We start from the raw sequence: 18,127 nt of genomic DNA, 5'->3' as shown, positions 1-18,127 counted from the left end.
GGTAAGTATCTCCTAACTTCTAAATAGGCGTGAATATTGAGTTTCGTGTAGGGCACTGGCTAGCGCCAGCCCCGGCAATATGGGGCCAAGGTCGTGATCGTCGAGCGTTAATGCTTCATCTACCGCGCTAACCAGCGGCGATCGCAGCTGTTCGATAATCCGCTGAGCGGCCGTATGCCCAAGAGGTAGCGCTTTACAGGCCACCGCCAGCTGGTTTTCAAGCCATGCCCAGGCAAACCCGATCAGCGCCTGACGAATGCTTACGCCTCGCGCATGGGCGGTAAACGCAAACAGCGTGACATAGCCCGGCTGAACCGGTAACAAGGACGGTAGTAAGCCCTCACTGGGTAGCAGGCCAAGGCTACCCAACAGCCGCTTGAGAGAGGCTCCCAAGCGACTGTCTTCAGCGGCAAGCTCGGCGGTTTCCCGCGTGGCACTCAGCCAACCATCCCACTGGGCAATCGCCGCGCTGTCGTGCTGCGTAAACGCCGTATATAAGCGGACAATTACCGGTAGTTCACAGCGGGTCAGGCCATCTTCCAGCACGCCGGAAAGCCACTCGGCCAACGTCTGCTCATCGTGAACCCAGCCAAGTTCAAAGGCACTTTCCAGCCCTTGAGAAAACGCAAAGGCCCCGATGGGCAGTGCCGGGCTGACTAGCTGCATCAGCCCGAGCAGGGCTAGATCAGGCTGGCTGCCCAACGCTGCGGATTCAGTGGGCATGGTGATGGCTGTGGTCGTGGTCGTGGTCGTGGTCGTGGTCGTGGTCGTGGTCGTGGTCGTGAGCATGCGAGTGCCTGTGTGAATGACCATGTCCACCCACCTGGTTATAGGCGCCCGGCTCTGGATCAAACGTGGCCGCGTGACGTTCAAGCGTTGCGCCCAGCAGTTCAGCCAGCTCCTCCAGCACGTGATCGGGCGGAAAGCGTACCCAGCCGCCGCGCTCGTCTTCGCCCAGCGCCAACTGCACATGACGGTTGCCCAAGTGGTAGGCCAACCGCGCCAGGGGTAAGCCAGCACTTACTCGTGCGGTCACTACCGGTTCAATGGCGGCGCATACGCGAATGACCTCGCCGCTTTCCGCTTTTAACCCTTCACCACTGCGCAGTACGGGGCCACGGTCTAAAAATAGCCCCAGCGCCTGGCCATTGTCGCTTTCGGCTTTTAGGCGCCCACGGATGCGCAGTTCAAAGGGAAGTGTGAGCGTATCGCTGGCTGCGCTTTCATCCACCGGGCCTAAACGTTCTATCAGTTTCAGCATCATTAACCTCTTAATCGCCCAATACATTGAACCTTTCCAATCAGCCTACGCCCTGCAGGAGCAGCTCCAGCTAGCGATGCAGTGCGCAGCGCTGCCGGGTTGGTGGCTAACACCATGTACCGCGCCATGCCAACCAAGGGCGGCTGCGCCGCCATCGCCGAGTGAACTCAGCTCCTACCGGTTAAAGTGCATGCACCTCCCGCAGGAGTAGCTCACGCCCCCTGTAGGAGTAGCTTCAGCTAGCGACGCAGTGCGCAGCGCTGCCGGGGTTGCATCTAGAACAAATGATAACGCTGAGCCAACGGCAGCTCTGTGGCGGGCTCGCAGGTTAACAGCTCGCCATCGCAGCGCACTTCATAAGTCTGCGGATCCACGGTCAGCTCGGGGCAGGCATCGTTGAGCTTCATATCCTTCTTACGCACCCCGCGTACGTTCTTGCACGCGGCAAGCGTGCTCTGAAGCCCCAAGCGCTCCTTGAGGCCTGCATCAATCGCCGCCTGGCTGACAAAATTGAGCCGGGTCTGGCTGGCCGCGCGGCCAAAAGCGCCGAACATGCGTCGATAATGAACCGGCTGGGGCGTGGGGATTGAAGCGTTAGGGTCGCCCATGGGTGCTGCCGCGATCATGCCGCCTTTTAAAATCAGCGACGGCTTAACGCCGAAGAAAGCCGGTTTCCAGAGCACCAGATCGGCAAGCTTGCCTACCTCAATAGAGCCCACCTCGTGAGCGATACCGTGGGTGATCGCCGGGTTGATGGTGTACTTGGCGATATAGCGCTTGGCACGCAGATTATCGGCACCAAGCGCTTCATCTTCAGGCAGCAAGCCACGCTGTACTTTCATTTTGTGCGCGGTTTGCCATGTGCGGCAGACCACCTCGCCTACCCGCCCCATGGCTTGAGAGTCGGAGGCGATCATTGAGATCACGCCCAAATCGTGCAGGATATCTTCGGCAGCAATGGTTTCACGGCGAATGCGTGAGTCGGCAAACGCCACGTCTTCGGGAATGTTGGGGTCCAGGTGGTGGCAAACCATGAGCATATCCAGATGCTCATCAATGGTGTTCACCGTGTAGGGCCGCGTGGGGTTAGTCGATGACGGCAGTACGTACTCTTTGGAACACGCAGTGAGGATATCCGGCGCGTGTCCGCCGCCCGCGCCTTCAGTGTGGTAGGTGTGAATGCCACGCTCTTTAAACGCCGCCAAAGTATCTTCCACAAAGCCCGATTCGTTAAGCGTATCGGTGTGAATGGCGATCTGCACGTCATAGCGCTCGGCCACGCTCAGGCAGGTATCAATTGATGCGGGCGTTGTGCCCCAGTCTTCGTGAAGCTTGAGGCCCATGGCGCCCGCTTCCAGCTGGGCCTCCAAGGCTTCCGGCAGGCTGGCATTACCTTTACCCAGCAGGCCGATATTCATGGGCAGGTCATCCACCGCCTGAAGCATTTTGCCAATGTGCCACGCGCCCGGCGTACAGGTGGTGGCATTCGACCCGGTGGCCGGGCCGGTGCCGCCGCCCAGCATGGTAGTGACACCGCTCATCAGCGCTTCGTCTACCTGCTGGGGGCAGATAAAGTGGATATGCGCGTCGATGCCGCCCGCGGTCAGGATCTTGCCTTCGCCCGAGATAATTTCCGTACCGGGGCCAATCACGATATCCACATCGGGCTGCACGTCTGGGTTGCCCGCTTTGCCAATCGCAGCAATACGTCCGTTCTGTAGCCCCACATCGGCTTTGACGATGCCCCACCAATCGAGAATCAGCGCGTTAGTGATGACGGTGTCCATGACGGTTTCATCGTTACGTTGGCTCTGACCCATGCCATCGCGGATCACCTTGCCGCCGCCGAATTTGACCTCGTCGCCATAGTGGGTGGCGTCTTTTTCGACCTCAATCCACAGCTCGGTATCGCCCAGGCGTACCCGGTCGCCTACTGTGGGGCCGTACATATCAGCATAGGCTTGCCGACTGATCTTGTTACCCGGTTTCATTGTTTATCTCCGTCCAGCGGTCCCATCACCTCGCCACGAAAGCCGTAGATCTCTCGCTTACCCACAAACGGAATCAGCGTGACTTCACGGGTCTGGCCAGGTTCAAAGCGAATCGCGGTACCTGCGGCGACATCCAGCCGATAGCCCCGCGTCTTGGCGCGATCGAACACCAATGCGGGATTGGCTTCAGCAAAGTGGTAGTGGGATCCCAACTGAATCGGCCGGTCACCGGTGTTCGCCACGTCCACCGTGATGCGCTCACGCCCCACGCATAGCTCAATATCATCTTCTTTTAACTGATACTCACCGGGAATCATCTACTTACTCCTTGTTTTGTTGTGAGGCGCAAGGAGTAAGATGTGAGGAGTAATACCGCTTACCCCTAACCATTCACTCCTCACCCCTCACACAATAGGCGTGTGAACCGTCACGAGCTTGGTACCATCCGGAAAAGTGGCTTCGACCTGGACTTCGTCGACCATCTCGGCCACGCCTTCCATCACGTCATCACGGCTCAGAATCTCGCGCCCGTAGCTCATCAAATCCGCCACACTGCGACCGTCCCGAGCACCTTCGATAATCTCGAAACTGATCAGCGCGACCGCTTCGGGATAGTTAAGCTTCAACCCTCGCGCTTTGCGCCGCTCGGCAAGCTGGGCGGCGGAAAACAGCAGCAGCTTGTCTTTATCTCTTGGGGTTAATTCCATAGGGCGCCTCCATCAGAATCGATTAAGTTAACCAAATACGTGGAATATGGGCCTCGCGCTCAATCCAGCGCGGGCGCAGCAATTGCCAGGCCTGTTCGCACAGCGCCCAGGCTTCATTTCGTGAGTCACCCAGATAGCGCAGCAATAAAACGTCCTGGCGCACCGTTACCGCCCAGCGTGGGTTATCCGGCAGGGCATTACGCAGCTCCTCAATCGCCGCTGGCGCATCACTCATTCCCACCGCCCAAAGCGTGGCCTGCACCGTAGCGCCGCCCTGCCCCCAGCGCCCCATAAAGCGCGGGTGTAACGGGTCTAACGGCTGGCGTTCTAGCCACAGCGGCTTGCCATCCAGCGTCAAACGAAAATACTGCTCAATGCGTCCTGATAAGTATGGCAACTCGCTCGCCGGGCGGCCCAAGGCCATCACTTCCCAGCCTAAACAGCGAGCACTACCATGAAGATCAATATGCGTCCGCTGTTCGCCTTTAGAGCCATCAAAGGCAATGGTTTCCTGAGGCAGCCACTCAAGCGTTGCGCCATCGGCGACCTCAAGTTCAGTGCGCTGGCTCCAGGCCACGCCTTGGCTATCGGCCTTATAAAGCTTATTCGCCGCCGGGGTAGTCAGCAGGGCATGTGCGCCTTGCTCGACGTGCGCCTTGATGGTGAGCGCATCGCCGCTGACCAATCCGCCGGGTGGGTGCAGCACGTAGATATGGCACGCCTCCTGGCTGCCTTCAGGATAAAACGGCCGCTGGACCCGAAGTGGCCCCTGGTGACGTGCCTGGATTAACCGCGTGGCGCCATCGCGCTTGGCAAAACGCAGCGCCAGTGAGGCCGCCCAGTGGCGTTCCTGGTCAAAGCGGTGGCCGGAGCCCGCAAGCGGTGGGGCGAGTTCGCGCAAGGTCATGGAAGAGAGTCGCATCCTTTTGAATAGGTCATAGCCTTTCAAATGCAAGGAATGCGCCAAAATGGTGAAAAGTAGATTTTTACTATCGCTGCAGAGTTTTAGCCGTCATAGCTCACCTCCACCCACGGCTTTTTGCACCATAAAAGATCATTAGAAGCGCCGACCGCACCACAAAAGAACAAGTAGTTAACCAGCCCTTGTGTGGCAAAAGACCACATACCCAACACTTCTTATTTGGGAACTTTCCGTTACTATCTAGCCATCCTCCGTCAACAGCTTGGCTGTTGCCCACCAAGGTAGATGGCTTCGTGCAGTTACAACGCTCAGCAAACAAGCACTGGTATCGCATAGCGCTTTGTATGGCGTTTGTGGCGATGCAGCTGCTGTTAGTTGGGCCGCTGATTTCACAGTATCAGTCCGATGGGCAACATCACGCGCATCACGAAGCTAGTCATCACTCTAGCCATCAAGGCGGCGGTCATCATCAACATACTGCCCCTCAAGCAAGCCACCATCATCATGTGGGCCATGCTGAAGAAGTAGAACCGATATTCAACTGGTTCCACCAATGTGGTTACTGTGCCATCTGGCAACAGTTTCCAACGGCGCATACCTCTCTCCCTGCGATCAGCTTGCAAGCGTTTATTACGCATGACCAGCTGCTGACGCAACCGACACAGGCTATAAAGTCCTGTGATAACTACCCCCACGCGCTAACGCGCGCCCCGCCCTTTTTTCGGATCGTATAACGCCACATCGTCAGCCTTTCCAGCCTGAAGTTTGCTTCTGGCTGGCGGCTGTCTACACCAAAAAAAGGGATCATCATGCCGCATCTAACTATTGGGCATGGCGTCGTTACGCCTGCCCGCTTAAAAAACCGTTTTCAACGACACGTACTGACATTAAGCGTCGCTGCCGCATCGAGCGTTGTTGCTCAAGGCGTATGGGCACAGGCGCCTGCCGCTCACCACGAGCATCATCATGCGTTAAACACGATGGTCGTGACCGCTGTACCGCTAAGCTCACCGCTCACGGTGGAAACCGACCCGCGTATACCGCGGCAACCGGCCCCTGCCAGCGACGGCGCCGACTACCTTCAGACCATCCCCGGGTTCTCTGCCATTCGTAACGGTGGCACCAACGGTGATCCGGTGTTCCGTGGCATGTTTGGCTCACGTCTTCGCGTGCTGACCAATGGCAGCCAAATGCTAGGCGCCTGCCCGGCAAGAATGGATGCGCCTACGTCTTATATCTCACCTGAAAATTACGACAGCCTCACCGTCACCAAAGGGCCGCAGTCCGTTCTGTGGGGCCCCGGCGCTTCAGCGGCAACGGTGCGCTTTGACCGCGGCCCGGAGGAGTTCGATGAAGCCGGTGTGCGAGTGGATGGCAGCGTCATGCTGGGTACCTATGGGCGCTTTGATCGCCGCATTGATGCCGCTTTAGGCAATAAAGACGGCTACCTGCGCATTACCGGCAATCAATCCGAAGCTAATGACTATCAGGATGGCGATGGCAACGCCGTGCCCTCGTTATGGGATAAGTGGAACGGTGACATAGCGCTTGGATGGACACCCGACAACGATACCTGGCTTGAAGTCACCGCAGGCCGAGGAAACGGCGAAGCGCGCTATGCCGGGCGAGGTATGGATGGCAGCAAATTTCTGCGCGAAACCGTGGGCATCCGTTTTCAGCGCGAGAATTTAGGTGAACACTGGAAACGTCTGGAAATGCAGGCCAACTATGCCTATGCCGACCATATTATGGATAACTTCACGCTGCGCTCACCGGGCAGCATGGACATGGGTGGTGGCATGGACATGGGCAGCGGCATGGACATGGGTGGTGGCATGGACATGGGCGGCGGCATGGACATGGGCAGCGGCATGGATATGGATGGCGGTATGGACATGAGTGACGGCATGGCCATGCGGCTAGACCGTCGCACCCGCAGCGCGCGCGTCGCATCAACGTGGGAGTGGGAAAACACCACGTGGACGGCCGGTGTCGATGTCGAGCATCAGGTACATCGCAATCTGGATGGCGAACACTGGCAGCCCGACTACGAGCAGACCCAGTTTGGCGCCTTCAGCGAAGTCACCCGTTTTATCGATGAACGTGACCGTCTTATTGGCGGCGCCCGCGTAGACCGCTACCGCGTCAGTGACGAAAGCCTGGACACAGCTACCACAGGCCTCACCCGCCGCGACACTCTGCCCAGCGCTTTTATCCGCTATGAGCAGGATTTAGCCTCAGCACCGGTCACCTGGTATGCCGGGGTCGGGCATGTGGAGCGCTTTCCCGATTACTGGGAATTGAGCTCTAGTCAGGCAGGCCCGGCCGGTAGTTTGAATGCCTTTGACGGTGTTCAACCCGAAAAAACCACCCAGTTGGATATAGGCGCGCAGTATAACGACCAGCGCTTAAGCGCATGGGTGTCCGGGTATGCAGGATACGTTAACGATTTCATCTTGTTTGATTACAACACCGCGGGCATGGGCGGTACTCAGATCGATAACATTGATGCTCAGATTGCGGGTGCCGAAGTGGGCGCTAGCTATCAACTAACCGACAACTGGGTAAGCAATGCCTCGCTGGCCTATGCCTGGGGGCGAAATGCCAACGACGATGAGGCATTACCACAGATCCCACCGCTGGAAGCCAAGGTCGGCCTGACCTATGCACACGATGACTACTCTGTGGGTGGCCTATGGCGTGGTGTTGCGGCACAAAACCGTATTGCGCTCGAAAAAGGCAATGTCGTCGGCCAGGATCTGGAATCGTCGTCAGGCTTCGGGGTGTTCTCGCTTAACGGTGCCTATCAAGCAAGCAACCACCTAACGCTAAGTGTGGGGGTGGATAACGTTTTCGATACCACCTACACCGAACACTTGAATCTGGCGGGTAATGCAGCCTTTGGCTATCCCGCTGATTTGGATCGCGGCATTAATGAGCCTGGCCGCATGGTGTGGGCACGGGCCGACTTCAGCTTCTGATTCATTCAGGTGCTCAGTAGAGCACCTGTTTACCCTTACCGCTTAAAACCACCAGGCTAGATGCCTGGTGGTCTGGAGAGACTTCATGTCGACCACGTCACCCCCACAAGAAGGTAAACGCAAGACCTTCGACCTGTATCGCGCCGTTTGGCGCTGGCACTTTTACGCCGGCCTTTTGGTTCTGCCGTTCATGATCACCCTGGCAATTACTGGGGGCCTTTATCTTTTCAAGGACGAACTGGATGCACTCATACACGCTGATGTGAAGCGCGTAGCCGTTCAAGAGGCGACGCTCCCTCCCTCTACGCTGGTAAGCGCAGCCCTTACGGCTCACCCTGGCACTGCCGTAAAATTCACCGACCCCGCCACGCCGAAAAGCTCGGCGGAGATCACAGTGAATACTGCCTCGGGCGAGCGGTTAGCCGTTTACGTCAATCCGTATACTGCCAATGTGCTGGGGGCGCTGGATGACCGCGGCACGGTGATGTGGACCGTTCGCTATCTGCACAGTTTGAAATACTTTGGACCTACAGCGCGCAAACTGATTGAAATAGCCGGCGGCTGGGCAACCCTGCTAGTGCTCACCGGCATTTACCTCTGGTGGCCACGGCGTAAAGGCAAAGGCGGCGTGATTAGCGTGCGCGGCAAGCCAAAAAGCCGCGTGTTCTGGCGTGATCTGCATGCCGTGCTGGGTATTTTTGTCGGTGGGTTTATCGTCTTTCTGGCGATCACCGGAATGCCTTGGTCGGGCGTGTGGGGCGCGCAGGTTAATCAGTGGGCTAACGGTAACAATTTCGGCTACCCCTCTGGTGTGCGCGTTGAAGTGCCCATGTCGGAAGCGCGTTTAAACGCGCAAAGCCCGACAAACTGGTCACTCGAACAGGCACAAATTCCAGAATCCACACAGGGACCAGGCCAGGCAACGAGCATTGGCCTTGACGGCGCTGTCGCCATCTTCGATGAGCTGGGATTGCATCATGGCTATGCGGTCAGCCTGCCCACCACAGAGACCGGCGTGTACACCGGATCAGTCTATCCTAATGACCTTAGCCAACAGCGCGTGGTGCATCTTGATCAGTACAGCGGCGAGCGCTTGATCGACATGAGCTACTCCGATTACGGGCCCCTGGGTCGCTGGTTGGAATTTGGTATCAACGTGCATATGGGCCAGCAGTTTGGTCTGGCCAACCAACTGCTCTTTTTGACCGTGTGCGTGGCGATTATCCTGCTGGCGGTATCGGCCGCAGTAATGTGGTGGAAGCGCCGCCCCTCACGCGCAATGGGCGTACCGCCACTACCGGCAGACAAACGCGTTTTCCGGGGTCTGATTGCCATTCTGGCGATAGGCGGATTGATTTTCCCGCTGGTAGGCGCGTCGTTGATCGTCATGCTGCTGCTTGATTGGCTGATTGTGCGCCCGCTCCAGGAGCGGAGGCTGGTTAACCAGCCAAGGTAACACCTCAGTTTCTATCACTCCCTCTTTCTGGCCCCCTTGGGGCCAGAAGCTCAGGTTTATCTAAATCTCAATTTACGCCTCTCGCTCTATCTTTCCCGCTACTCACACGCGCCACAGAATAGCCACTATCGGTATGCCTTCAAGTATCGAACGATGCCAGCGCAAGACCCGTTGATGCCTTGGCCAACTAAAGCGATACATTAATAGCGCATTTGCGCTTATTGCCTCATAAACTCATGCCTATTTCAGTCTACCTCAGCACGTTTATCCGCTTGACATTAAATTATTTGCGCCACAAACTTAGCCGAGGCTATACTTGTTTCCACAGCGCAAAATGATTACACGGAGTAACACTGCTTCGTCTACTATCTACCTCATGTCGAGTCTGGAGCTTAATAATGGCAACAAAACATGCTGTGATTCTATTGGGAATGCTGCCTTTCAGTACCTTGGCAGCGGCTGATGAAACGCCCCTCAACGTGGTGGCAACCATTGGCATGATTGCCGATGTGGCACAGGAGGTAGGCGGCGAATGCGTTAGCGTCCAGGCCATGATGGGCCCCGGGATCGACCCGCATCTTTTCCAGGCCAGCGCCAGCGATGTTTCGCTGTTGCGCGGCGCCGAACAGATTCTTTACTCGGGCTACGCCCTGGAAGGCCAGCTGGGTTCGGTGCTGGAAAATTTCTCTTCGCGCACCCCGACGCTTGCTGTCGCGCCCTCTTCGATCGACCCTTCATCGCTGATTACCGCGCAGGATATCTACGGCATCGATCCGCACCTGTGGATGGATGTTTCGCTTTGGGCGCAAACGCTGCCGACGCTAAGCGATACCTTTATTGGAGCGCGCCCCGACTGCGCGGATACTATTGAAGCCAACACCGAGCGCTACCAGACCGAACTGTTGGCGCTCCACAAGTGGGTCAAGGAGAGTATCGCGACCATTCCCGAGAGTCAGCGCGTGCTGGTGACCGCCCACGATGCGTTTAGCTACTATGGGCGCGCCTACGATATCGACGTTGAAGGTATTCAAGGCATCAGCACCGAAACCGAAACCGGCATTGCCGATATCCGCAACATGGCGACGAGTGTGGTAGAGCGCGACGTACCGGCGGTGTTCGTTGAAAGCACCATCAATCCGCGCACCGTCCAGGCGGTGATCGACGCGGCCAAGCAGCGTGGCCATGACGTTGTGGTTGGCGGCGAGCTTTATTCCGACGCCATGGGCGATGACGGTACCGTCGACGGCACCTATATGGGTATGATCTACCGCAATACCCAGCATATCGTTAACGCACTCGGCGGCACACTTTCCCCACTGCCCGATGAGCTCAATGACTGGGCAAGCGAGTGGCAGCTCGACCAACAGGGATAGAAGGGCATACTCTCGATGGTAACATCTGCAAGTGCCGAGCCCGCTCTCAGCATCAACAATTTGACCGTGAGCTATCATAATCAGCCCGTGCTTTGGGATATCAATCTCGATATCCCGGCGGGCGTGATGGCGGGAATTGTCGGCCCCAACGGCGCAGGCAAAAGCACGCTGATCAAAAGCCTTTTAGGGCTGGTGCCATCGCTTTCCGGCGAGGTGCTGGTGCACGGCAAGCCTTATGCCGCCCAGCGCAAGCGGGTGGGCTACGTGCCCCAGCGCTCGAGCGTGGATTGGGACTTTCCCACCACCGCGCTCGATGTGGTGACCATGGGCCTTTACGGGCGCCTTGGCTGGTTCAAGCGCCCCGGGCGCCGAGAACGTAAAGAGGCGATGGACGCGCTCGACATGGTCAGCATGAGCGAGCTTGCCCACCGCCAGATCAGCCAGCTTTCCGGCGGCCAGCAACAACGCGTGTTTCTGGCCCGCGCACTGGTGCAACAGGCCGACGTTTACTTTCTGGACGAACCCATGGCCGGGGTCGATGCCACCACCGAACGGGCGATCATCGATATACTGCGCCGCCTGCGTGATGCGGGAAAGACGCTTATCGTCGTCCACCACGATCTGCAAACTGTCGGTACCTACTTCGACTGGCTATTGCTACTGAACGTGCGCGTGATTGCCAGTGGCGACGCCAAAGACGTTTTCAAGATCGACAACCTCCGCCAGGCCTACGGCGGCCAGATCGCGCTGCTGGGTGACCACGAGTCATTAACGTTTCCCGCCTCAAAAGTGACCTGACCCATGCAGTGGCTCGAACTTCTATCGGATTATACCTTTCAAAACGTGGTGATCGGCGCCTCGCTTCTGGGCCTGATCAGCGGCCCCTTGGGCTGCTTTGCGGTGCTGCGCCGTCAAAGCCTGCTGGGCGACGCCATCTCCCACGCGGCTCTTCCGGGAATATGCCTGAGCTTCATCATTACCGGCAGCCGCGATATTGGCGGCATCATGATCGGCTCGCTTGCTACCGGCTCTCTTGCAGCGCTGATCATGCTGCTGCTCACCCGCAAAAGCCGCCTGAAAACCGATGCGGGGCTAGGCGTTTGCCTGAGCCTCTTCTTTGCCGTTGGTATCGTGCTGCTCACCTACATTCAAGGCACCAGCAACGCCGCCCAGGGCGGGCTCGAGGCCTTTTTATTCGGCCAGGCCGCCGCCACGCTGCGCTCGGATCTGTGGGTGATGGGTGGCGTGACGCTGGTAACGCTTTCGCTGCTCGCCGCCTTCTGGAAGCAGGCCAAGCTGGTCACGTTCGACGCCGAGTACGCCCGAACGCTTGGCATGCCCGCCACGGCCATCGAGGCGACACTGACCGCCATGGTCGCACTGGCGGTGGTGGTCGGCTTGCAGATGGTCGGCGTCATTTTGATGGCGGCGATGATCGTTGCCCCGGCGGCGGCCGCGCGCCAGTGGAGCCGCCACCTGGGCACCATGCTTGCCATCGCGGCGGGCGTGGGTATCGTCAGCGGAGTCTCCGGCGCGACGATCAGCACGCTGTCGCGCGGGCTTGCTACCGGCCCGCTGATCGTACTAACCGCCACGGCCATCGTGCTGCTGTCGCTGGCGCTGGCGCCAGGGCGCGGGCTTTTATGGGGCATCATGAAACACTACCGCCAGAAAGCCGAGCTTCAAAAACGCCAGCTTCTCTACACGCTATATAAACACCCGGCCCGGCCTGCATCACGGCGTTTATCGCTGAGCGCACGGCTCACCCTTGCCCTGTTAAAACGCCAAGGCTACCTGACCCGCTCACAAGGTGAAGCGGACTGGGGGCTGACGACAACAGGGCAGGCAAAAGCGCGCCAGGTGGTCGCCACGTTCGAGGAGGTCGCGCCATGATCGCAGAGCTTCTCAACAGTACCGCGCTTCCCATCATTCTGGTCGGCGCCATGGTGGGTATCGCCTCATCAGCGGTGGGCACGTTTTTGGTGCTGCGCGGCAACAGCATGCTGTCGGATGCCATCAGCCATTCGATCGTGTTCGGCATCGTGATCGTCTGGATACTGACCAAGCAGCAGAGCGGGCCGGTGCAGCTCATCGGCGCCGCGCTGACCGGGCTTTTGACAGTATTTCTCACCGAGGCGCTGGCCAATACCAAGCGGGTGAAGCAGGACGCCGCCATCGGACTGGTGTTCCCAGCACTCTTCTCCATTGGCGTGTTACTACTCAATATCTACGCCCACGACGTGCATATCGACACCCACACCGTGCTGTTGGGTGAAATCGGGTTTGTCTGGCTGGATACCGTCGAGCTTTTCGGCCTGCCGATTCCCCAGGCGCTGGTCTCGATGAGCGTAATGACGCTGCTCAACTACGCGTTTATCGGGCTCTTCTATAAAGAGCTGAAGCTCGCCACCTTCGATCCCGCGCTGGCCAAAACCTTTGGCTTCATGCCGACGATCCTGTTCTATGTACTTTTGATGCTGACCAGCTCCACCGCCGTGGCGGCCTTCGACGCCGTGGGGGCGGTGCTGTTCATCGCCTTTGCCATTGTTCCCGCCTCCGCCGCCTATTTGCTGACTGACCGCCTGTGGATGATGTTCATTTTCGGCGCGCTGATCTCGATCGCCTCGAGCATTTCCGGCTATTTCCTCGCGGTGCATTTCAACGTCTCCATCGGTGGCATGATGGCGGTAATGACCGGCGTATTTCTGATACTGGCCTTTTTGGGCGGGCCGCGCTACGGGCTGATTACCCAAATGCTGAAGCGCCGCCGGGCGCGGCAGGCGCCGATGGAGCCGCCTTCATTGTTTTGAAAGGCTAAACGCCAGACCAGGGCGCCACTTGCAACGACGAAGACGCACGCTTTTATAAAGGCCCTATCCACGTGAGCGCTCGTTCAGTATTACTAGCGCACCAGTAATAAGCGCTCGCATACCTTCCTCTAATTCCGCCTCCATTTCGGCCTCCTCCAGGCCGCGGCTCGCCCCCTCGACAGGCTCTTTCCCCACTACCGAATAAATCGTATCGGCGACGGAAAAGCATTGAAAAGCTATGGTCGCCAGAAGCCAGCGAGCTTGCTCCTGGGAGATATCATAAACCTCAGCAATATGGTTTTGATGTGCACGAATTTTTTCAATCATGGGCTGAGTGGCAGCCAAGCGACGGATCACATAGGGCGTTAATCCTGGGTGAGCTTTGACAAACTCGCTTATCGATGCGGCAAAAGTGGATAGATACTCTTTCAATTCCCCGGGCGCATCATTGGAAGCTCGTGGAATATTCCAACGTTGAAATATTTCTTCGGCCACTAAGCATTTCAGCGCCTTTAAATTGGGCACATGCTTATAAAGCGCCATATGGCTGATGCCTAGCGCGCTGGCCACCCCGACAAAGGTGATGTTGGGTAGGCCGATTTCGATACCCGCATTCGCAATACGCTCAAGCGTGATGGTAGGCGGCCGCCCGCGTGCTTTAACTGGCTGTTGCGTGGTCATATTGCATCCTTAATCGCTGACGTTCCTTATCTAGCCACTCACTCACTTTAGGGTCAATTAGTTGATTGGCATGCAATTATATTAATTAGTTTATTGCCATGAAACTAATTATCTATTAGCCTATTTAAACGCGACTAATTCTCGTTACAAACTACTGCTATGCAGGTTCGATAATCCCCTATGGCCGAGTCATAACGCTTCATGAGCACGCACGATACATCGAGATCCCAAGGTAAGAGCCCCATCAGCCAAGTGTTGGCCCCTATACGCACACGGCTTTTTGCCGCGGCAATGCTGGCGGGCATCGGCACGATATTAACGATGGTGCCGCTTGCCGGTATGGCACATATCGCCAAGATTCTTGTGTCTGATCCAGGCGCCGCCTGGGAGTTATCAACCGCCAGCATGCGTGAAATTGGCTGGGTGGTAGCAGCCAGCATCGTGAGCCTCTTTGTCGGCATGGGGTGCATGTTTCTCGGCGAGCTGGTAGCGCACCTGGCGGATAACAAACTCACCTACCAGCTACGCTTGGCTGTTATGCGACGCTTGTCCCAAGCACCGCTTGGCTGGTTTACCAGCCGCGCATCCGGCGACGTAAAACAGGCGATGCAAGACGATATTGCGACGCTGCACAGCCTGACCGCGCACTTTTACACGGCGGTAGGACGCGCGTTTGGCGCCTTACTGATCTCGGTGGTCTACCTGATCATGCTGGATTGGAAAATCGCCGTTATTACGTTACTGCCTCTTCCCGGTTTCTTTCTTTTCCTGCGCCGACTCATGCAAGCCAGCAAAGCCAATATGGGTGAGTTTATTGCCCAGCTTGAGCGCATGAATAACGCCATTAATGAATTTGTCTGCGGCATTCCCGTCGTCAAGGCCTTCGGTACGACCGGACAAGCCTATCGTGGCTACCAAGCAGCAGTGGATAGCTTTGCCCATGCATTTGAGCAATTTACCCGCCCTCTGGTCGCTTCTATGGCACATGTTCATGCGATGGTGACAACGGTGACGATATTGGGACTGGCGCTCACGGTTGGCATATTTTGCGTCGCCAACGGCTGGTCAGAACCGGTCGATCTGTTGCCATTCATTCTAGTAGCCCCCGGTATCTGTGCTCCGTTACTGCTGCTGCATACCTTGCTGCACGACTTAGGCAGTGCCGTTGGCGCCGCCCAACGCGTCATGGCACTGCTTGAAACGCCGGTATTGCCATCAATCCCCTCCAGTGAGTGCCAGCTCCCCAACGATCATGAAGTTCGCTTTGAAAATGTCAGTTACGTCTATAACAATGCCCAAAACGGGCTATCGAACCTGCACTTTACTCTTGCACCTGGCAGCGTTACGGCGATTGTTGGCCCTTCGGGGGCAGGCAAATCCACCCTGGCACGCCTGATGCTGCGCTTTTTTGACCCCACCCATGGGCGCATTACGTTAGGCGGGGTGGATCTGCGCCATCTTGAGATGTCAACGCTCTACCAGCGGATTGGTTTTGTTCTGCAGGACGTGCGTCTGATCCATGCCAGCATTCGAGACAACATTGCGTTGGGCCGCCCTTCGGCCAGCCAACAGGAAATCGAGGATGCCGCTCGCGCGGCGAATATTCACGAACGTATCGCCGCACTCCCTAACGGCTATCGATCGATGGTTGGCGAGGATATTCAACTGTCAGGTGGCGAGCAACAGCGCGTCAGTATTGCCCGCGCCATGTTACTTGATCCGCCTCTATTGGTGCTGGACGAGCCGACAGCAGCGGTTGACGCCAGCAATGAGCTGGCCATCCAGCAGGCTCTGTCGCGTTTAACCCGGGGGCGGACGCTTGTGATTATTTCGCATCACCTAAAGTCGATCATCCACGCCGACCATATTCTGGTACTCGATGGCGGCACGGTTGCTGAGCAAGGCAATCACGACCAGCTACTGGCCAGCAATGACCTTTATGCTCGCCTTTGGGCACTGGAAGAGAAAACAAACTCACTGGAATCGAAGGTGGCAGCGTGCTGAAAATGCTCAATCAACTGCTTGGCGAAGACACCGCGCTCTTGCGTCGCTATCTCGGTCTGGTCACTGTCTATGGTGTGCTAAGCGGTCTGACCATCTTGGCCCTTATCCCTCTTCTCTATTACCTCCTGATTGGCCAACTCAGTGTGGCCACCACATGGCTAGTAGTGCTGCTTTTCGGCATCCTAATCTGTTGGGGAGTGCGATGGCACGTGGAGCAGGCAGGCGTCCGTGTCGGCGTCGCCATCTTGCAGTCGGGCCGCCATCGCCTTGGCGAACACGTGATCCATCTGCCGGTTGGCTGGTTTACCGCGACAAATACCGCGCGCCTTAGCCATGTAACCACGCAGGGTATGATGGCGGTGGCCCAGCTTCCTGCTCACGTCTTTACACCGGTGATCAGCGGGCTTGTCACGCCTATCGTTCTCCTTGCCGCGCTATTGGTGTTGCATGCACCGCTGGGCATTGCGGCGCTGGTCGCGCTGCCGCTACTTTTGGGGGTTTTATTACTCACCGCCAAGCTTGCCCAGCATGCCGACAGGGCCTTCCAGCAACACTTTTCTGATACCAGTCAGCGCATGGTCGAGTTCGCCAGTGCCCAGACAGTCTTACGCGCCTTTAGTGGGAACAACCACAGCACACGCTTCTTAGAACAGGCCATGGAACAACAGCACCGCTCGGGAACAAGGCTGGCTTGCCTATCGGCACTTTCGGCGCTGCTCAATGCCTGGGCAGTGCAGACAGTCTTTGCCGTGCTGCTGATCGTCACAACCCTGTGGATCAATACGCTTTTGGAAGGATCACTGACGGCAGCGAGCATTATAAGCGTCATCATTGCGCTGGTACTGGTAAGCCGGTTCGTCGAACCGCTGCTGGACATCGCTCAACACAGCGACATTTTGCGTAGTGCAAGGGGGCAACTCGAAGAGATCCAGGCGATTTTCGACGCTGCCCCCCTAACCGAGCCAACGGTCCCTCAGCCACCGCGCGATGCCTCCATCGAATTGAGAGCCGTCCGCTTTCGCTATGCGCCGCATGAGCCCGACGTGCTCAACGGGGTTAGCCTATCTATCACGCCCGGTAGCATGACCGCATTGATCGGTGAGTCAGGTTCAGGCAAGACCACTCTGGCGCGCCTGGTCGCGAGATTTTTCGATGCAGATCACGGTAGTGTGCTCGTCGGCGGCGTGGACGTCCGCGATATGTCTAGTACCCAGCTGGCGGATCACGTCAGCCAGATCTTCCAGGAGAGCTACCTGTTTGCCGGCAGCATTGCTGACAATATTCGCTTTGGCCATCCCGACGCCAGCGATGCCGACCTGATGGACGCCGTGCGTCTGGCCGGTGTCATCGAGATCGTCGAACGCCTGCCCCAAGGATTGGACACACCAGTGGGCGAGGGAGGCGCCCGCCTTTCCGGCGGCGAACGGCAGCGTATCGCCATCGCCCGAGCACTCATTAAGAATGCGCCCATTCTGCTGGTGGATGAAGCGACTGCCGCACTGGATGCGGAAAATCAAGCCATCATTACCCAGGCGCTGGTGCGACTGAGAGGCCAACGTACGCTATTGGTGATCGCCCACCAACTCTCTACGGTGAGCATGGCTGATCAGATCATCGTGCTAGATGACGGACGCATCATTGAGCAAGGGTAAGCGTTCATCCTACGACGTAGTTGACCTACTTCACGTCACGCAGAGGCCTAAGTAACTCCGGCGAGACCTTGTACTGTTTCCTGCCTTCCTCGCCCAGCACGATCACACTCTTGCGGTTGATCTTGGTGACGATCCCCAACACCGGTCCTTCTCGGCCTTCGAAGGTCACTTTCAGACCAACCCGCAACCGACTCAAGGCTTGCAGGGTTTCCTGTTCTTGCAGTTCATCAATTCGCTGGCAGATGGTCTGGTTCAGTTCCAGCAACTGGTCGATGGTCATGTCCTCAAT

Annotated in this window: 17 protein-coding genes; 9 read left to right on the top strand and 8 right to left on the bottom strand. The window is 57.4% G+C overall.

Annotated features, from left to right (window positions below; translation table 11 throughout):
- Positions 1–12 precede the first annotated feature (12 nt).
- From INT33_RS18440 to INT33_RS18415, 6 genes are all read right to left on the bottom strand, one after another.
- Positions 13–723 (bottom strand): urease accessory protein UreF, encoded by a 711-nt coding sequence (locus tag INT33_RS18440; protein ID WP_087110732.1) that lies wholly within the window; start codon positions 721–723, stop codon positions 13–15.
- Positions 713–1,261, bottom strand: coding sequence for an urease accessory protein UreE (gene ureE, locus INT33_RS18435; protein WP_193092667.1), 549 nt, complete (start codon positions 1,259–1,261; stop codon positions 713–715). Before ureE ends, INT33_RS18440 begins: the two co-directional genes overlap by 11 nt.
- Before the next feature lie 275 nt (positions 1,262–1,536).
- Positions 1,537–3,252 (bottom strand): urease subunit alpha, encoded by a 1,716-nt coding sequence (gene ureC, locus INT33_RS18430; RefSeq protein ID WP_192527747.1) that lies wholly within the window; start codon positions 3,250–3,252, stop codon positions 1,537–1,539.
- Positions 3,249–3,569, bottom strand: coding sequence for an urease subunit beta (locus tag INT33_RS18425; RefSeq protein ID WP_193092666.1), 321 nt, complete (start codon positions 3,567–3,569; stop codon positions 3,249–3,251). Before INT33_RS18425 ends, ureC begins: the two co-directional genes overlap by 4 nt.
- 87 nt (positions 3,570–3,656) lie before the next feature.
- The gene (locus tag INT33_RS18420; protein WP_009098441.1) at positions 3,657–3,959 is read right to left on the bottom strand and encodes an urease subunit gamma; all 303 of its coding nucleotides are present in this window, start codon (positions 3,957–3,959) and stop codon (positions 3,657–3,659) included.
- 22 nt (positions 3,960–3,981) lie between these two features.
- Positions 3,982–4,866 (bottom strand): urease accessory protein UreD, encoded by an 885-nt coding sequence (locus INT33_RS18415; protein ID WP_087110721.1) that lies wholly within the window; start codon positions 4,864–4,866, stop codon positions 3,982–3,984.
- Between the two features lie 308 nt (positions 4,867–5,174).
- Between INT33_RS18415 and INT33_RS18410 the strand changes: the two genes are divergently transcribed.
- The 7 genes from INT33_RS18410 to INT33_RS18380 all read left to right on the top strand — a co-directional run bounded on the left by INT33_RS18410 (position 5,175) and on the right by INT33_RS18380 (position 13,501).
- On the top strand, positions 5,175–5,615 hold the full coding sequence (locus INT33_RS18410; protein ID WP_193092665.1) for a DUF2946 domain-containing protein: 441 nt from the start codon (positions 5,175–5,177) through the stop codon (positions 5,613–5,615).
- 75 nt (positions 5,616–5,690) lie between these two features.
- Positions 5,691–7,862: a TonB-dependent receptor domain-containing protein gene (locus INT33_RS18405; protein WP_087110717.1), complete on the top strand. Its 2,172-nt coding sequence runs from the start codon at positions 5,691–5,693 to the stop codon at positions 7,860–7,862.
- Positions 7,863–7,947: 85 nt separating this feature from the next.
- Entirely contained in the window at positions 7,948–9,318 is a 1,371-nt protein-coding gene (locus INT33_RS18400; protein WP_087110715.1) for a PepSY-associated TM helix domain-containing protein, read from the top strand.
- Between the two features lie 398 nt (positions 9,319–9,716).
- On the top strand, positions 9,717–10,691 hold the full coding sequence (locus tag INT33_RS18395) for a metal ABC transporter solute-binding protein, Zn/Mn family (protein WP_192538643.1): 975 nt from the start codon (positions 9,717–9,719) through the stop codon (positions 10,689–10,691).
- A gap of 15 nt (positions 10,692–10,706) precedes the next feature.
- Entirely contained in the window at positions 10,707–11,489 is a 783-nt protein-coding gene (locus INT33_RS18390) for a metal ABC transporter ATP-binding protein (RefSeq protein ID WP_087110711.1), read from the top strand.
- Positions 11,490–11,492: 3 nt separating this feature from the next.
- The gene (locus INT33_RS18385; RefSeq protein WP_192538644.1) at positions 11,493–12,584 is read left to right on the top strand and encodes a metal ABC transporter permease; all 1,092 of its coding nucleotides are present in this window, start codon (positions 11,493–11,495) and stop codon (positions 12,582–12,584) included.
- Complete coding sequence (locus tag INT33_RS18380) at positions 12,581–13,501, top strand: metal ABC transporter permease (RefSeq protein ID WP_087110707.1); 921 nt, start codon at positions 12,581–12,583, stop codon at positions 13,499–13,501. Before INT33_RS18385 ends, INT33_RS18380 begins: the two co-directional genes overlap by 4 nt.
- Positions 13,502–13,564: 63 nt before the next feature.
- On the opposite strand, the gene INT33_RS18375 is transcribed toward INT33_RS18380, so the two are convergent.
- On the bottom strand, positions 13,565–14,182 hold the full coding sequence (locus INT33_RS18375; protein ID WP_087110705.1) for a TetR/AcrR family transcriptional regulator: 618 nt from the start codon (positions 14,180–14,182) through the stop codon (positions 13,565–13,567).
- A 201-nt stretch (positions 14,183–14,383) separates the two neighbouring features.
- On the opposite strand from INT33_RS18375, the gene INT33_RS18370 reads away from it, so the two are divergent.
- Entirely contained in the window at positions 14,384–16,186 is a 1,803-nt protein-coding gene (locus INT33_RS18370) for an ABC transporter ATP-binding protein (protein ID WP_087110703.1), read from the top strand.
- 2 nt (positions 16,187–16,188) lie between these two features.
- Positions 16,189–17,838: an ABC transporter ATP-binding protein gene (locus tag INT33_RS18365; RefSeq protein WP_226940268.1), complete on the top strand. Its 1,650-nt coding sequence runs from the start codon at positions 16,189–16,191 to the stop codon at positions 17,836–17,838.
- Positions 17,839–17,863: 25 nt separating this feature from the next.
- On the opposite strand, the gene INT33_RS18360 is transcribed toward INT33_RS18365, so the two are convergent.
- Positions 17,864–18,127: hypothetical protein (locus INT33_RS18360; protein WP_226940267.1), on the bottom strand; the 264-nt coding region annotated here is incomplete at its 5' end.

Source organism: Halomonas colorata (genome assembly GCF_014897985.1).
Lineage (GTDB): Bacteria > Pseudomonadota > Gammaproteobacteria > Pseudomonadales > Halomonadaceae > Vreelandella > Vreelandella colorata.
The sequence above is the reverse complement of the archived record's forward strand: the minus strand, read 5'-3'. Positions and strand labels throughout refer to the sequence as shown.

Excerpts from the sequence above, each read along its gene's own strand:
- INT33_RS18380 (WP_087110707.1), top strand. The coding sequence starts at position 12,581 with ATGATCGCAGAGCTTCTCAACAGTACCGCGCTTCCCATCATTCTGGTC.
- INT33_RS18440 (WP_087110732.1), bottom strand. The coding sequence starts at position 723 with ATGCCCACTGAATCCGCAGCGTTGGGCAGCCAGCCTGATCTAGCCCTG.
- INT33_RS18425 (WP_193092666.1), bottom strand. The coding sequence starts at position 3,569 with ATGATTCCCGGTGAGTATCAGTTAAAAGAAGATGATATTGAGCTATGC.
- INT33_RS18400 (WP_087110715.1), top strand. The coding sequence starts at position 7,948 with ATGTCGACCACGTCACCCCCACAAGAAGGTAAACGCAAGACCTTCGAC.
- INT33_RS18395 (WP_192538643.1), top strand. The coding sequence starts at position 9,717 with ATGGCAACAAAACATGCTGTGATTCTATTGGGAATGCTGCCTTTCAGT.
- INT33_RS18415 (WP_087110721.1), bottom strand. The coding sequence starts at position 4,866 with ATGACCTTGCGCGAACTCGCCCCACCGCTTGCGGGCTCCGGCCACCGC.
- INT33_RS18370 (WP_087110703.1), top strand. The coding sequence starts at position 14,384 with ATGAGCACGCACGATACATCGAGATCCCAAGGTAAGAGCCCCATCAGC.
- INT33_RS18405 (WP_087110717.1), top strand. The coding sequence starts at position 5,691 with ATGCCGCATCTAACTATTGGGCATGGCGTCGTTACGCCTGCCCGCTTA.
- INT33_RS18385 (WP_192538644.1), top strand. The coding sequence starts at position 11,493 with ATGCAGTGGCTCGAACTTCTATCGGATTATACCTTTCAAAACGTGGTG.
- INT33_RS18420 (WP_009098441.1), bottom strand. The coding sequence starts at position 3,959 with ATGGAATTAACCCCAAGAGATAAAGACAAGCTGCTGCTGTTTTCCGCC.
- INT33_RS18375 (WP_087110705.1), bottom strand. The coding sequence starts at position 14,182 with ATGACCACGCAACAGCCAGTTAAAGCACGCGGGCGGCCGCCTACCATC.
- INT33_RS18365 (WP_226940268.1), top strand. The coding sequence starts at position 16,189 with ATGCTCAATCAACTGCTTGGCGAAGACACCGCGCTCTTGCGTCGCTAT.
- ureC (WP_192527747.1), bottom strand. The coding sequence starts at position 3,252 with ATGAAACCGGGTAACAAGATCAGTCGGCAAGCCTATGCTGATATGTAC.
- INT33_RS18390 (WP_087110711.1), top strand. The coding sequence starts at position 10,707 with ATGGTAACATCTGCAAGTGCCGAGCCCGCTCTCAGCATCAACAATTTG.
- ureE (WP_193092667.1), bottom strand. The coding sequence starts at position 1,261 with ATGCTGAAACTGATAGAACGTTTAGGCCCGGTGGATGAAAGCGCAGCC.